General features: G+C 35.5%; 8 protein-coding genes. All 8 read left to right on the top strand.

Translation table 11 applies throughout. From position 1 onward, the window contains the following. The first annotated feature begins 2 nt into the window (after positions 1-2). The 8 genes from EV194_RS12360 (at position 3) to EV194_RS12325 (ending at position 16,873) form a co-directional block, all read left to right on the top strand. Positions 3-2,582, top strand: a complete 2,580-nt coding sequence (locus EV194_RS12360; RefSeq protein WP_132434356.1) for a S8 family peptidase — start codon at positions 3-5, stop codon at positions 2,580-2,582. 38 nt (positions 2,583-2,620) lie between these two features. After that, complete coding sequence (locus EV194_RS12355) at positions 2,621-4,186, top strand: type I restriction-modification system subunit M (protein ID WP_132434355.1); 1,566 nt, start codon at positions 2,621-2,623, stop codon at positions 4,184-4,186. Beyond that, positions 4,179-5,408: a restriction endonuclease subunit S gene (locus EV194_RS12350; RefSeq protein ID WP_132434354.1), complete on the top strand. Its 1,230-nt coding sequence runs from the start codon at positions 4,179-4,181 to the stop codon at positions 5,406-5,408. The genes EV194_RS12355 and EV194_RS12350 overlap by 8 nt, the downstream gene beginning before the upstream one ends. Before the next feature lie 3 nt (positions 5,409-5,411). After that, positions 5,412-8,474, top strand: coding sequence for a type I restriction endonuclease subunit R (locus tag EV194_RS12345; protein WP_132434353.1), 3,063 nt, complete (start codon positions 5,412-5,414; stop codon positions 8,472-8,474). Between the two features lie 10 nt (positions 8,475-8,484). Further along, positions 8,485-10,677: a Piwi domain-containing protein gene (locus tag EV194_RS12340; RefSeq protein ID WP_132434352.1), complete on the top strand. Its 2,193-nt coding sequence runs from the start codon at positions 8,485-8,487 to the stop codon at positions 10,675-10,677. 10 nt (positions 10,678-10,687) lie between these two features. Continuing rightward, complete coding sequence (locus tag EV194_RS12335; protein WP_132434351.1) at positions 10,688-14,200, top strand: ATP-dependent DNA helicase; 3,513 nt, start codon at positions 10,688-10,690, stop codon at positions 14,198-14,200. A gap of 173 nt (positions 14,201-14,373) precedes the next feature. Then, positions 14,374-15,714 (top strand): AAA family ATPase, encoded by a 1,341-nt coding sequence (locus EV194_RS12330; RefSeq protein WP_132434350.1) that lies wholly within the window; start codon positions 14,374-14,376, stop codon positions 15,712-15,714. Continuing rightward, the gene (locus EV194_RS12325; RefSeq protein WP_132434349.1) at positions 15,674-16,873 is read left to right on the top strand and encodes an RloB family protein; all 1,200 of its coding nucleotides are present in this window, start codon (positions 15,674-15,676) and stop codon (positions 16,871-16,873) included. The genes EV194_RS12330 and EV194_RS12325 overlap by 41 nt, the downstream gene beginning before the upstream one ends. The last annotated feature ends 801 nt before the right edge of the window (positions 16,874-17,674 follow it).

Here is a 17,674-nt window from a genome sequence, read left to right as displayed (position 1 = left end):
ATATGGCACAAAGACCATTATTATTCTTTCCAAGCAAAGAAATTGCCAATAGAAGTAAATTAGGTAGCGGTAGAGGAAATTTTAGTACTCCATCCTCTATAAGACAAGGTCAACGGTTATCTCCAGTATTTCAACAATTGTTTAACAATTTAGATGCTCAAAGAATTGCTGTGCAGCAAACTAATGTAGGGATTGACCCTGAACAAGTTTTGGTCTTTGAAACTATTGGCAGTGTAGAAGATTTCGCAGCTGCAGTTTCAAAGGTAGAAGGATTTGAATGGTTAGGAGAAATTGAAATAGAAGATATAGTACCCGATAATGAGTTTTACTTAATTAATAAAATTGGAAAGAAAGAAGATGACAAACTAATGTCTGGTAGGTTGTATTTGGTCTTTACAAACACAGCTGCAATGACTGAACTTCTATCTCTCTGGGACTTATGGGTAAGGACTCCTGATTTCAATTGTAGGAGTGGGGTATACAGAGGAAAAGGGAAATTCAAGGAAGTTTTTAAGCTACTAAAAAATATAAGGCGTTGGGGTGTTCAAGATAGATTTGAAGAATCAAATATTCTTAATTTATGGGGAGAAGAACTACAGATAGACCCAAATAGAACCATACGATTTGAAATAGAATTATGGTATCGTTCAAATGTTGCGCAAAGAAATAGTAGTTATTTATCTGTATCCAATCTAATTGCGAGTTCAGGCGGAAGGGTGATATCAGTTTGTGATATTTCAGAAATTCGTTACCATGCAATTTTGGCGGAACTACCAGCAATTGAAATAAGGAATATATTATCGAATAGAAATACAGAATTAATAAAATGCGATAATGTAATGTATTTCAAGCCTTCAGGTCAGATAGTAATGGATAGTCATTTCTCCCCGGAAGATTTAGAGGTTCTTGAAGAAATAGATAATAATATTTACCCAAGTGGTAATCCTGTAATCGCAATTTTCGATGGATATCCATTTGCAAGGCATGAAATTCTGAACAATAGATTAATAATTGATGACCCCGATAATTTTGAGTCGTATTATCAAGTACAAGAAAGGAAACATGGAACAGCCATGTGTTCTCTTATTGTGAGAGGGGATTTAAATAGAAATGAGGAACCACTATCCTCCCCTTTGTATGTGCGACCTATAATGAGGCCTAATGAAAGAGATTTTCATCGAAATGAATATGTGCCCAACGATTGTCTTCTTATTGATACTGTTCATCGTGCTGTGCGAAGAATTTTTGAAGGAGAAGGTGATTTAGATGCAGTTGCTCCAAGTGTAAAAATAGTTAATCTTTCCATTGGCGATAGAGATAGGTTGTTTTACAATTCGATGAGTCCGTGGAGTAAGCTATTAGATTGGTTGAGCTATAAATATCGTGTTCTATTTATTATTAGTACAGGTAATCATTATAATGAGATACAACTAACCATATCACAAACCGAATTTAATGCACTTGAATCGATTGAGAAAGAGAAAATTTTTCTTCGGGAGGTTTTAAATAATGCTCGCAATTGCAGAATAATGTCTCCTGCTGAAAGTTTAAATGGTTTAACTGTTGGCGCTTTACATGTTGACAATGCTGTTTTTAATCCAAATGATAGACGATTGAATCCTTATGCAACAGTTTTGCCAAGTACATATACTGCATTAGGAGGTGGCTATCGGAGAGCTATTAAACCTGATTTGGTTTATTATGGTGGGAGACAAATGTTTGATTACGATTTTGGAGATAATTCTATCCTTCGTCCATCTTCTTATAAATCCCCTCCGGGGCTTAAAGTTGCTGCACCAGACAACACCCTAAATAAAACAATTCATGAGGTTGGTACGAGTAATGCTACGGCATTAATAACTCGTTCAGGTTACTACTGTTATCAGGTATTGGAAGAGTTAATAAATGAAAACGATGTTAATATTCCATCCCAGATGATAGCAATATTAATTAAGGCAATGCTAGTGCACGGATGCAGTTGGGGTGATATAAGCTCAGAACTTGACAAACGATTAGATGGTTATGATAATCAACTTTTACAAAAAATAAAAAGCAAATTACTGGGATATGGGTTTCCAGATATTGATAAAGTTAAGGAGTGTACAGAACAGCGGGCAACCGTTATTGGATTTGGCGAGTTGAATGAAGAAGAAGCTCATGTTTACAGTTTACCATTACCACCTTCACTGGCATCTCAAACTATAAAGCGGAGAATAACAATTACATTAGCATGGTTTACTCCAACATCGCCAACAACTCAAAGATATAGAACTTCTCGACTATGGTTTGAAGCAAACAATCAAATTGCAAATAACAGAATGGAAGCTGATTGGCAAGCTGTACGAAGAGGGACTTTACAACATGAAGTCTTTGAAGATTCAAAAGCACATGCGTTTATTGATGGTGATTCTTTAAACATAAAAGTAAATTGTAGTAAAGATGCAAACAGCTTTACAGATAGTATTCCTTATGCTCTTTTAGTTTCAATGGAGGTTGCAGAAGGAATTGATATGCCAATATACCAAGAAATTAAAGATAGAATCTCAGTTCCAGTTACTATTGGTCAACCTATTGTAAGCTAATTAATTGAAAACAACATTGTACTTAAAACAAAATATTAATGGCAAAAGAACAAGAACGTGACGAACTGCACCGCGCAATATGGCAAATAGCAAATGACCTTCGGGGGAGTGTTGATGGTTGGGACTTTAAATCATATGTGCTGGGCATGTTATTTTACAGGTTTATTTCGGAGAACCTCACTTCATATATCAATATAGAAGAAAAACGAACCGGAAACACAAATTTTGATTATACCAAAATTTCCGATAAAGATGCTGAATTTGGAAGGGCTGACACCGTAAAAGAAAAGGGCTTCTATATATTGCCTTCTGAGTTATTTGTAAATGTTCAGAAGAAGGCAAAAAGCGATGAAAATTTGAACGAAACACTAAGCAAGGTTTTTAAGAATATAGAAAACTCGGCTAAAGGAACCCAAAGCGAAGACGACCTAAGAGGTTTGTTCGATGATATTGATGTGAACAGTAATAAACTGGGAGGAACGGTTCAGAAAAGAAACGAGAAACTGGTTAAAATCCTCGAATCAATTGGAGGGTTAAAGTTAGGAGAATACCAGGACAATACAATTGACACTTTTGGCGATGCTTACGAGTTTTTAATGACTATGTACGCTGGCAATGCCGGGAAATCGGGAGGTGAGTTTTTTACCCCTCAGGAAGTTTCTGAGTTGCTTGCTGAAATGACAGTGGTAGGAAAAAAGCAGGTAAACAAGGTTTATGACCCTGCTTGTGGCTCAGGTTCTTTGTTATTGAAGTTTGCCAAGGTATTGGGCAAAGAAAATGTAAGGCAGGGATTTTTCGGGCAGGAGGTAAACATTACTACCTACAACCTTTGCCGTATCAACATGTTTTTGCACGACATTAATTACGAGAAATTCGATATTGCACATGGTGATACACTCACTGAACCCAAACATTGGGACGATGAGCCTTTCGATGCCATTGTTTCAAATCCCCCGTATTCCATTAAATGGGAAGGCGATGCCAATCCGCTATTGATTAACGACCCTCGTTTTTCACCTGCCGGAGTGTTGGCACCAAAAAGCAAAGCCGATTTGGCTTTTACCATGCACATGCTTTCGTGGCTTTCCACTTCGGGTACGGCTGCTATTGTTGAGTTTCCGGGAGTGTTGTATCGTGGGGGTGCAGAACAAAAAATTAGAAAATACCTGATTGATAACAACTACATTGATACAGTTATTCAGCTTCCGCCCGATTTATTTTTTGGCACAACCATAGCCACCTGCATTATTGTTATTAAAAAGAGCAAAAAAGACAATGCTACGCTGTTTATCGATGCTTCGGCCGAATTTGTACGTGGTGGAAACAAAAACAAATTGTCCGACACCAACCGCAAACGTATTTTAAAAGCATTCATAGACCGAAAAAGTGAAGACCATTTTTGTAGGCTTGTACAAAATAGTGAAATTGCCGAAAACGATTACAACATTGCTGTAAGCAGTTATGTTGAGCAGGAAAATAACACCGTAGAAGTAGATATTGAAAAACTCAACGCCCATATTGCCGAAATTGTAATTCGCCAAAACAAGCTACGTACAGCCATTGACGAAATAGTTGCCGATTTGGAAGGAGGTATCTATGAGTAAAATTGAGGAACTTATCCAACAGTTTTGCCCTAATGGTGTGGAGTTTAAAAAGCTTGGAACAGTAATGAAAATTACGAGAGGTGCTTCACCTCGTCCTATTTCAAACTTTATTACTGCTGAGCCTGACGGTGTTCCTTGGATAAAAATTGGAGATGTAGAACCTAAAAGCAAATATATTACTGCAACAAAAGACAAAATTACAATAGAAGGTGCTAATAAATCAAGGTTTTTAAAAAGAGGTGATTTTATTCTTTCAAACTCAATGAGTTTTGGTAGACCATATATATTAGCAATAGATGGTTGTATACATGATGGATGGATTTCTATGCAAGATTTTGAAAATTCTTTAAATCCAAACTTTTTATATCATTTATTACGTTCAGAAAATATTCAAAATTACTGGAAACAAAAAGCATCTTCTGGTACAGTTCAGAACCTTAATGCAGATATTGTCAGAGCGACAGAAATCCCTGTCCCCCCACTTCCCATCCAACAAGAAATAGTCTCAATTCTCGACAAATTTACCACGCTGGAGGCGGAGCTGGAGGCGGAGCTGGAGGCGGAGCTGGAGGCGCGTCGCGCCCAATACAATTTTTACCGCAATCAACTTTTGTATTTTATAGAGAAAGAGGTAGAATGGAAAATGCTTGGAGAAGTTGGTGAGTTTGTCAGGGGTAAACGATTTGTGAAAGACGATATAGTATCTGAAGGTGTTCCATGCATTCATTATGGAGAATTGTACACACATTACAAAATATGGGCAAAGGAGGCTAAATCTTATTTAAAACCTGATTTGGCTGCAAAACTTAGAGTTGCACACCCTGGTGATGTTGTAATTGTTTCGGCAGGTGAAACCATTGAAGATATTGGAAATGGTGTTGCTTGGTTGGGAGATTCAGATGTCGTTATTCACGATGCTTGTTTTGCATATTCTCATAAAATGAATCCAAAGTATGTGTCCTATTATTTACAAACGAATCTTTTTCGTTCTCAGATAAAAAGTTTTATATCATCAGGTAAAATTTCGTCAATTAATGCACCTGGTTTGAGCAAAGCCAAAATTCCTATTCCACCCATGGCAGAACAGGAACGCATTGTAGGCATATTAGACAAGTTCGATGCTTTGGTAAATGATATATCAATTGGGCTGCCTGCCGAGATTGAGGCACGCAGAAAGCAGTATGAATATTACAGAGAAAAATTATTGAATTTCAAGAATTAAACAATGGATAAATACGCTCTTGTTGCCGAAAACCCTGAAAGTACAGTAGTTGCCGAATATCAACCGCTATACCGTAAAGACACAACTTTTCAGAATGAGGCAGACCTTGAAAAGGAGTTTATTGAGCAGCTTCAAATACAGGCTTACGAATATTTGATAATTACTTCCGAAGATGAATTGATTGACAACTTGCGTTGTCAATTAGAGTTATTGAACGATTACAAATTTTCCAATTCGGAATGGGAGCAATTCTTCAAAAGCAAAATAGCCAACCAAAATAATGGCATCGAGGAAAAAACAACTATTGTTCAGGAAGACCATATCCAACTGCTTACCCGCGATGATGGCACAGTAAAAAATATCTATCTCATTGATAAAACCAACATTCACAACAACCGCTTGCAGGTTATTAATCAATATGTAATCGACAAAGGTCAGCGTTCCAATCGTTACGATATTACTATATTGGTAAACGGTTTGCCATTGGTTCATATTGAACTCAAAAAACGGGGAGTAGATATAAAAGAAGCTTTCAACCAAATAAACCGCTACAACCGTGAATCGTTTTGGGCTGGTTGCGGCTTGTTTGAATATGTGCAACTGTTTGTAATTTCTAATGGCACTTACAGCAAATATTACAGCAATACCACACGCTTTACGCATATCAGGGAATTGGGTGATGGCGCAGTAAAAAAAGGAAAACGTACAAGCAACAGCTTTGAATTTACTTCATGGTGGGCCGATGCCAACAACCGGCCTATTACCGATTTAATGGACTTTGGCCGTACTTTCTTTGCCAAACACACATTACTCAATCTGCTTACAAAATATTGTGTTTTTACCTCCGAGAAACTTTTATTGGCGATGCGCCCTTACCAGATTGTAGCTACCGAGCGTATTTTGAATAAAATTACTGTTTCCAATAATTACAAAACTTACGGAACTATTGATGGAGGCGGTTACATCTGGCACACAACCGGAAGCGGGAAAACGCTAACATCTTTTAAAACGGCTCAATTAGCAAGCAAATTACCGTTTATAAACAAGGTGTTATTTGTGGTTGATAGAAAAGACCTCGACTATCAAACCATGAAAGAATATGATAAGTTTGAAAAAGGGGCAGCCAATAGCAATACCAATACGGCTATTCTTAAAAAGCAGCTCGAAACTCCAAATTCAAAAATCATTATAACAACAATCCAAAAGCTATCGGTATTAATCAAGAAACACAAAAACCATTCTTCATACAATCAACGTATCGTAATTATTTTCGATGAATGCCACCGCTCGCAGTTTGGCGATATGCACACAGCCATTACAAAAGCATTCAAAAAATATCATCTGTTTGGATTTACCGGAACGCCAATTTTTGCTGTAAACTCAAGCAGTAGCAGCAAACCCAACTTACGGACTACCGAACAGGCATTTGGAACCAAACTGCATACTTATACTATAGTTGATGCCATTACCGATAAAAATGTGCTCCCGTTCCGTATTGATTATATCAGTACCATGAAAGAGCAGGAAAATATTGCCGATGCAAAAGTATGGGACATTGACAGGGAAAGGGCATTGGCAGCTCCCGTGCGCATAAGTAATATTGTAAAGTACATTCGGGAACATTTCGACCAAAAAACAAAACGGAATAGCTTTTACCAGTTAAAAGACCGCCGTTTAGCCGGGTTTAATGCCATATTTGCCGTAGCTTCTATTGATGTGGCTAAAAAATATTACACCGAGTTTCAGAGCCAAATGGCGGACTTACCCAGCGATAAACAACTGAAAATTGCTACCATTTATAGCTTTGGCGTAAACGAGGCTGATGATGAAGATAACGGAATCATCCAGGACGAGAACCTTGAAGATACCAGCCGTTTAGACCAAAGTTCAAGAGACTTTCTGGAAGCCGCCATACAAGACTACAACAAGATATTTAAAACCAATTATGATACTTCGAGTGATAAATTTCAAAACTATTATAAAGATGTTTCTCAACGGGTGAAAGACCGCAAAATTGATTTACTTATTGTAGTGAATATGTTTCTTACCGGGTTCGATGCCACAACCTTAAACACCCTTTGGGTTGATAAAAACCTGCGCTTGCATGGGCTTTTACAAGCCTATTCTCGCACAAACCGTATTCTTAACTCCGTTAAAACATTCGGTAATATTATTTGCTTCCGAAACCTCGAAAAAGCAACCAACGAAAGTATTGCCCTGTTTGGCGATAAAGAAGCCGGAGGCATTGTATTGCTTAAAACTTACAGTGAATACTACAATGGCTACAAAGATGGCAAAAAGGATGTTCCGGGATATATTTATTTGGTAAGTGATTTACAGGATAAATTCCCTGTTGGGGAACAGATTATTGGCGAACAAAACCAAAAGGATTTTATCAAGCTATACAGTGCCATTCTGAAGGTTAAGAATATCCTTGCCACATTTGATGAATTTGCAGGTAATGAAATACTTTCGGAAAGAGATGTGCAGGATTATCACAGCATGTACATCAACCTGTACAACGAATTTCGAGGTAAAAACAAAGGCGATAGCGAAAATGTAAACGATGATATTGTCTTTGAAATGGAACTGATAAAGCAGGTTGAAATCAATATTGACTACATTTTAGCCCTGATTAAAAAGTATCATGAAGGCCACTTAAAAGACAAAGAAATTGTAATAAGCATCAAAAAAGCAATCGATTCAAGTATTGAACTTCGTAACAAAAAAGACCTTATCGAACGCTTTATTGATTCGTTAAATCCTTCTTCAAATATTGATGACGATTGGCATTCATTTGTTGACGCTAAAAAGGTTGAAGAAATTGACAAAATTATTGAAGAAGAAAATCTGAATAAAGAAGAAACATACAATTTTATAAATAACGCTTTCCGCGATGGTTATGTGCAAACAACAGGTACGGCAATCACTAAAGTTCTACCTCCTGTTTCAAGGTTTACAGCAACTGGCGACCGCACTAAAAAACGTGAAACTGTAATTGAAAAGCTAAGTGCATTTTTCAACAAGTTCTGGGATATTTCGGGAGGCAGATTATTAAAGAATTAAATTATTGCTTATGTCAGAATCTCTCTTTATTAACACTTTAGCCTTTGAGTTCTCTAAAGAACCCAAAATCTTCTATTTCTCCAATGAAGACAAAGAAGGCGTTTCACTTACTAAGTTGAGCCACCAGTTATTCCCGAGTAACATTAAAGAGATATTCCCGGAGATTACCAATGCAGATACAATCTACACTTCGTTTGATTGGGAATTGGAGGGTTTTCTACCTTTATCAATTGAATTTAGCAAAGAAAACTTCTCATTTATTAAGCGATATTACAACAGAGCAATAAAGTACTATTTCACTTCAAGGAAAATTCTGGTTGAACCTACATTCATAAAAGACAATCAAGTATGGTTAAGGTCAAAAGATGCAACTGCTAAAAATATAAAAGACTGTGTTGTTTATGATAGGTTTACTATCAAAGTAAATTACAATCACTTTCTCAACAAACCCGAAATAGTTCTTTCTTACGACCGGCAGGCAAAAGTTTACAAAAAATCGGTAGCAGCTTTTCTATCCGAAAATGATGATAAAAACAATAATCCATTTGAAAATACTTCCCCCTTAACCGTAAATCCATCAGACTTATTGATTAGGGTTGTTTACATTACCTATTATGGCGATGAAAACGAACACCAGAAAATGCAGGTGACTAAAATGGAACGTTTAAAAGAATGGATAGAAAAAGGCGAACAGGTTGATTACAATAATGTATATCCAATAATTAATAACCGCATAGGGGCATTTTTGGGCTACGATGATGATGAGGAAGAAGAAAACGAAAATCCCTTCCAAAAGAAAAATCGTTACACCAAGTATTTGAAGAAAATTTTCGGCTTTAAGAAACAATTCCTGTCACCAAAAGAATTTAAAGCTATTATCCCGGTTTCAGATAATTTTACAATAGTTCAACCGGGTAAAACTAGCCCGGACAGTAAACAGTTGATTTTCGGTAAAAACAAAACTGACATAATTCCACAAAGGGGTGTAAACAATGGGCCGTTTAAACAACCTCGTCACAACAATATTCAAATGTTTTTTATTGTTCCCCAGGAACATATTAGTAGCACAAACGATTTGACAATTCACTTGCGTAAAGGATATAAAGCATTTGGTGGATTATATAAGTACACGAATGTACCAATATCATTAGCTCCCAAAAATTATAACCTTGCTTTCGAGAATACCGAAAATCCGTTAAAAGAAATAGAGGGAAAACTCGATGCCGAGGATTTTAGTTCAGGAAAATTTTTAGCTATCTACCTTACGCCAATTGGTAAATACGCTAAAGTCAAGGAGCAGCGCAATGTGTATTACAAAGTAAAAGAGGCATTGTTAAAAAGGAATATTGCATCTCAATGTATCGAAACAGATAAAATGTTAGCGGTACTACAATCCGATGCTGAAAAAAACAAAGATGCATTTGCCTACACTTTACAAAACATTGCCATTGCAGTAAACGCCAAACTTGGAGGAACTCCCTGGCGCATTGCTGTTCCTGAATATCGCGAACTCATTATTGGTGTAGGAGCTTTCAAACATACCGACACAAACATTCAATATATAGGCTCTGCGTTTTCATTCGATAATACAGGAGCTTTTAACTCATTTGAATATTTCCACAAAGACGAATTAAAAGAGTTGGTTGGTTCCATAGAATCTGCAATCATTGCTTATCGCAATACGATTGCAAATCTCGAAAGACTCGTAATTCACTATTATAAAGATATGAGGGAAGATGAGGTCGAAATCATTGAAAACATGCTTTATAATATTGGCGTAGATGTTCCTGTATTTGTGGTAACAATCAATAAAACAGAATCAGAAGACATCGTTGTATTCGATGATGATTTTAAAGAAAAGATGCCTTACAGCGGTCGTTACATAAATTTAGGCAATAGTACCTATTTGCTTTGCAACAATACACGCTATTCCGACAATAATACTCGAAGGATTGAAAGTTATCCGTTTCCGGTAAAGCTGAAAATAAAATGTCATTCCGATAGCTCATTATTGACAACATCCACAATAAACGGTTTAATAGACCAGGTATATCAATTTAGCCGTATATATTGGAAGTCCGTAAAACAGCAGAATTTACCTGTTACAATCAAATACCCAGAAATGGTGGCTCAAATCGCCCCCCATTTCACAACAGGCACAATTCCAACTAATATTGGAAAAGATAATTTGTGGTTTTTATAACATATAAGCAATGGCAAAACATTTATCCCTTAGATTGGCATGGCATAATGACGGATGGAACGGTCATATTTGTACCAATCCTAAAAATAACACCTATTGTGTAGGACAACAATCGTATCCTGGTGCTCACATAGCTGAAAATAGAGATATTAACTGGGAATCACAGAGAGAAATTGCAGGCTGTTCATGTGCAAAAATAACAGATAAGATTGTGCCATGTTCCAACAGCATCAATGCTTTTGGCCTTGAAACAATAAAAAACGTTTCTACACCTCCTGAATTTTTCTATGATGATTCAGTACCTTATTTCTATGATATGCCTCCTGCCACAGCCTGTACATGGCCTTACGAAGAGATGTACAAGGATAAAGACTACGACTACAATAAAAAACTTGCCAATGCCAAAACATTCTTTGAAGGATTGACAAATGATAAATCATTAGTTTTTTACTATGCAAATAAGAGCAATCCATTTAGCGAGGATGACAATAAAGTATATGTTTTAGTTGGTGTTGCTCGCTTAAAGAAAGTTGGTGAGATAATGTATTACGATAATGTCAGTGAAAAAAACAGACAACGTTATGCAGGTGGTTTTATTTGGCAGATGCCAATAACTTCTCATTATCCTGATGAGGGTTTTAAAATTCCTTTTGACAAATACAGTGACAATGAAGATGTTCTCAATAAACTACTATACATACCAGAGCAGAGCAATAATTTTAAATATGCAGCCAAGCACATCAACGATGATGATGCCTTAATTTATATCGAGAGACTTATTGAACTTACTCAGTATTTGATTGACATAAAGGAAGAGTCTGAGAATTGGGCAGTAAGAAAAAAATGGTTGCAATCTCTTTTATCTGAATTATGGATAAATAGAGGTGCATATCCCGGAATAGCGGCTCTTCTTGATTATTTAGATTGCAACGAATTAATATCCTATTATTATAAGCAGTCTAACAACAATAAATCAAAAGAAACAGCCGATAAAATCTTTACTTTCTTTGAAAACAAAGATTTATCTTCTTTAAAAGATAGTGGCGTACAAGAACCAGTTTTGCGTGTTTACCAAAGAAATTGGTATACAAAACTTAAAGATGATAACATACGCAAGCTAGCTAAATTAGTATCAAGAATAGCGATTACAAAAGACCAAATTTCCAAAATAATTGATGATAATAGGGCTTCAAATGGTATTGTTTCTGGCACATCAGAAATAAATGATAATCTATACATAATTTCAGAACAATACATTGGTGATGATATTGGAGACGAAATCTCATTTACTAAAATAGACCATGCCGTTTTGCCCTCTCCCGATTTAGGTGTGGATATGCTTTATCAAAAAAATGATTGGCGAAGATTAAGAGCCTTAATTGTTAACGAACTTAAACACGAAACAATTCATTCCTTTGTTAATCAGGCCACAGTTTTACAACGTTTAAATAAAAAATTAGAACACTTTCCGGAATGGAAAAAGGAAGTTTTTAACGAAGGTTTTATTGATTTTGATAAAGATAATATAGCGGAAGCCATAACATTTAAAACCAAAGACAATGATACATACTTGTTTTTAAATGCTGTGTACCACGATGAGCGTTTTATCGAGGAAAATATTAAGGAAATAATTGGCAGAGGAGATGTGAAACTAATTAAACCATTTTCTGATGAGAAGTGGAAAAATGAACTATTTGTAACAAGCAGTGATTTAGCTAAAAATGCCTTAACTGATTACGAAAAAGCAATTACAGGTCAAATTGAAACATGCTCTCAAATCTTCACTAAAACTTGCAGTGTAATTGCCGGTTCAGCAGGTACGGGTAAAACAACAGTTATAAGAGCGATTATTAAGGCAATAAAATTCACCTCCGGTCAAACTGAATCAATCTGTTTACTTGCTCCTACAGGTAAGGCTGCTGACCGTATTAGACATAAAACTGGTGAAGTTGCTACAACAATACATTCTTTTCTCACAAGTAATAATTGGTTAAATTTTAATAACTGGACATTAAAGCAATCAGGTGGTGAAAAGTGTGATGATTATACGACTTATATTATTGATGAGTCCTCAATGATTGATTTACATTTAATGGCTGGCCTTCTTAGAGCAATAGATTGGGATGTGGTTCGTCGAATTATATTCGTCGGCGACCCAAATCAATTACCTCCAATAGGCAGGGGTAAAGTATTTTCTGACATTATAAATTATATCATAAAGACTTTCCCTGAGAATTACGGCAAACTCCACATCAATATTAGGCAAATGGAGAATAAAGCCTTGGGAAAAGGTACTGGTATTTTAGATTTGGCTTCACTATATATTCAGGAAAATTCAGAAATAAATGAAAAGCATAAACGAGAAGATTTATTAAAATTAATTCAGGAATCAGAAGAAGATGTATTACCTGACTTGCGGGTAATTACTTGGCAGGATGATGAAGACCTGGAAAAGAAACTATCAAATGTTATTAAGTCTGATTATGAAGCTGACAAGGTAAATGATTTAAAGCAGCATCAGATTATTTCTCCATATCGAGGTGAATTATACGGTACAGATAACATCAATCTTATTATACAGAACCTTTTCAATGAAAACAATATAAAACACAAGGGTAATCTTTCGGGTATTACTGTGTTTGATAAAATAATTCAATTTAGAAATAGGGCGAAATCCGATGCGTATTATTCCTATGATATGCAAGCTGGGTGTAAATCTCGTGTAGATGTTTTCAATGGGGAGTTAGGTACAGTTAGAATACACACCTTTGACAAGGAACATTACAAAAAACGAAACTATAAATTAAAAAAGTTCCAGGTTGTATTTGAACAGAAGCCAAATCATTTTATCGAGTTTTCCAGCGAAAGTCAAGTCGAAAACAATATTGAATTAGGTTATGCAATTTCTGTGCATAAAGCACAGGGTAGCGAGTTTTCAAGAATTTATTTCATTCTTCCGAAATCTAAGCAGACTTTACTTTCAACAGAATTATTATATACCGGAATCACAAGGGCTCAAAAGCATTTAACAGTTCTTATTGAAGGTGATTTTACTAATTTAATGTCAATGATGAGACCGGAGAAATCCCGTCTACGATTAATAAACTCTTCAGTATTTGATTTTAATCCTTTAAATGAGGAATTACTAAATATTGGCGGTTGGTATGAAGAAGGTAAAATACATTCAACCTTAATAAATTACTTTGTCAGGTCTAAATCAGAAGTTATTATCGCCAATATGTTATTTGAAAGTGGAATCGAATCTATAAAGTATGAAGAACCACTTTTTGCATCTGATGGAACATTTTATCTGCCTGATTTTACTATCCAATGGAAAGGTAAAACATACTATTGGGAACATTTAGGTTTAATGGAACAAAGCGTTTATAAAAAGCGTTGGGAGAAAAAAGAACAATGGTATAACAAATTTTTCCCTAATCAACTTATAACAACATTGGAGGGTAATGATTTAACAATTCAAGCCAAAGAATTAATACAGAAAATCAAACGTAAAGAAATCTAATTTTTAATTAATTGGGGAAATAGAGGATTTATCTGAAATAGGGTAAATATTCCATTTTATCTATGCTAAATTATCACTTTTACTTCTGATGATATTTGCATTATTTTTGATTTAAATGATGATTATTCCAAATTAAATGCATTTATTTGCATGAATATTACAAAAAACACATCATGATACTCAATATCGAACTTAAGAACTATCGTTCCTTTAAAAATGGAAAGACATTTTCTTTGGTTGCAGAATCCTCGAAATCAAAAGAGCAGAATGTTTTTGTTAAGCCATTGGCAAAAGGTGAGGATGAGGTAAGATTATTAAAAACAGCTATGTTATTTGGGGCTAATGCTTCTGGTAAATCAAACCTATTGAGAGCGATGTTTGAAATAACCAAGTTTATTGGTGAATTAAAACCCAAAGCTGGTGAGGCAATATCTATCTATGACCCTTTTAAATTTGCTACCGAAACAAAGGATTCTCCGGTTGATTTTAAAATAGAATTTGCGGGGAAAGATGATATTAAATACACATATCAAATTGTATTTGATAGAAAAAGCGTGTTAACAGAAATATTAAATTATTACCCAAATAAAAAAGAAGCTAATCTTTTTACAAGAGTTATTCCTGATACTAATAATTCATTGACTCATTTTGGTAAGTTCGGTGCTTCTCTTAAAAGTGGCAAAGATATTGAAGTCTTTCATAATCAGGCAATATTATCAAAGTTTGGCGAGGAAATCCCACATGAAATAATAACACCTGTTTATATATTTCTAACAAAAATCGATATTATCAATGCAGGTAACTCGCGTCAAATAATTCAATTATTTAACGAAATGAGAATAAAAATAGCTAACGATTCTAATCTTTTAACCAAAATGAATGAATTGTTGGGCTTTGCCGATACAGGTTTAAATAGTATAAACATAAAAGAGTTAAGTGAGGATAAATTTAATTTTCCTACAGATATTCCAAATACCATAAAAGCTCAATTTATTAAGGATAATAAGCATTTTATGACCGGTCACCATTCTCTTTTTGAAGAATCAAAGTTAATTAGAAATGATGAACCTCTGCCTTTTCAAGAAGAATCTAAAGGTACTAATACTATTTTTGCTTTAGGTGGTCGTATTATTCAAGCCCTTGAATCTGGTGAAATTTTATTTATAGATGAAATTGACACAAACCTACATCCTTACCTTTCAAAGTTACTTGTTTGCCTATTTCAAAGCGAAAGGATAAACAAGCATAATTCTCAATTAATATTTACAAGCCATAACCCAATATTGTTGGACAGAACACTATTTCGAAAAGACCAGGTTTGGTTTACTGATAAAGATGAATACGGTATTTCAGATTTATACTCTTTGCAAGATTTTCCAGATGTTAGAGAAGATACTCCTTTTGACAAATGGTATTTAGCAGGTAAATTCGGAGGTATTCCCAACATTAAATCACTTGAATCACTTTTTATAGATGGCCAAATCGATAAAGCAAACAATTCTGATAATCTGTGAGGGTGAAAGTACAGAACCTCGTTTTTTTGATTCCATTAGAGATGAAATTCTTAATGGAGTATATAATATTGGTGATGTTGAAATAAAGATTAGTCCTGAACCCAAAGTTGATGAATCAGAAGAAGAAGGAGTTGAGGAGGTTGAAGTAATTACGGAGCATAAAGCTGTTAGACCAAAGAGACAAGTAAAAATAGCATCCGTAGGGGTGGAACCTGAACAAGAGAAGATACCGCTTCCTTTGAAATGGGTTTTAGAAGGGCAACAAGAGTTGAGAGACGGGACATATAATGAAGTTTGGACTGTTTTCGACCATGATAATCACCCAGCGCGTAAAGAGGCATTTGAAGCAGCAGCTATAGAAATCAATGGTTCTAAAGTTAATATTGCATTTACAAGTATTTCATTTGAGTATTATCTTTTACTGCATTTTGAACGTTTATACAAACCTTTTAAAACTTCTGAATGCAGGGATAAAAACAATCCAAAAAAATCGAAACGCAAAAAGTCAATTCTTTGTGGAACTAATAAGCATATAGATGATTGTCATGGCGAACATTGCATTGGCGGTCATGCTCGTATTAATAACTATTGGACAGACTCAAAAGATAAAATTTCTAAATACCTTTTAGTTAAAGATAAATTAGAAATAGGCTTTGAAATTGCAGCATGGTTAAGGTATATTAGTTCTTTGAAAGAATCAGAACTTCAAGAATATGACCGTAATCCTTATTTAACAACTGATAGAATAGTAAAAAGATTAACGGGCAACGACCATAGGTCATGGCAATGGTTATCTCTTGATTTTGAATATAAATTTGAAGATTTAGGAATCCTTATCGATTCCAATAAAAGATTAGCTATAACAAATTTGCATCATTCAAAGTCATTGCTTCTAAAAAGAAATTCAATTATAAAAATTTCTTCTGATAATACTCGTAGAGCATTTGGTAATCAATCCTTAATGTCACCCCAAACAACCGAATTTATAGATATATCTGCGTTTCCTGCAGAATGGTATCTATTTCAACATGAAAATTATAATCTCATGTTTAGTTTCAATGATTATGCTAAAATTTCATCAATTATAAATAAATTGTTTTCATTATCACATAAGGAACTTTCTGAATTATATAATATCCTTAAATCACAATTGAAGTAAGTTCTCCATTTACTCCAATTCCCCAATATCCTATTTTTACTTAAGCGGTATGTTTTAATTATAAACCTGCCCGCGCAGTTATACCGAACAGGTTATAAGGTGTTCCTCTTCCTCATTCGGCAAGTATTACGCCAGCCCGTTATAGCATTTGCCTTATGTGTTCAATTATAAGGTTAAGGCAAAAGCTACAACGCCCTTCGGGTTGCTATCGCAAGGCTGTCACAATCCTTGCGCTCAATCGTCATCGTCACGGCAGCTCTCAATGTTCTTCAAGCCGCTTTACTCATTTCGCCTGCATTTCACTTCAGGGCTTCGCAAGCTCAACACCTTTCGTTTCATTCCGGCTACATTCGTTTCAGCCGCTTTCAGTCCATCCGCTGCCAGTGTTAGGCTCGCCTGCTGGTCGCCACCGGCTACGGGGCTGTCATGCTTTTTGCAATTTACCCATGTGCCTGCAGTCGTTTCATTACGTTCGGTTGTTCTTCGTTCGTTCCTTACTCATCACTCCCTCGCTGCATTCAACCACTTCGTCACCCCACGCAAGAGTAACGGTCTCAATCTACTTCACTTAGCTTCGAACTTCGTCATTCCACAATCCGGCAGCATCCAACCCTCAATTTCAATAGACCTGCTCTATCCTTCCTACGTCATAAAGTCAATTTTTAAAAGCCACCTCAATTGCTCCCGATATTGTTCCATTCCTTGCTGCACATTCTGTTTTATTCGGACACCCATTCCGGATTTATCCGGACACTTTTTAGGTCTGCATTTTTTTCAAAAATAGGAATTAATTTTTTACGA

This window comes from Natronoflexus pectinivorans (assembly GCF_004345615.1).
Classification (GTDB): domain Bacteria; phylum Bacteroidota; class Bacteroidia; order Bacteroidales; family Marinilabiliaceae; genus Natronoflexus; species Natronoflexus pectinivorans.
This window is presented reverse-complemented; position numbering and strand designations above follow the sequence as displayed.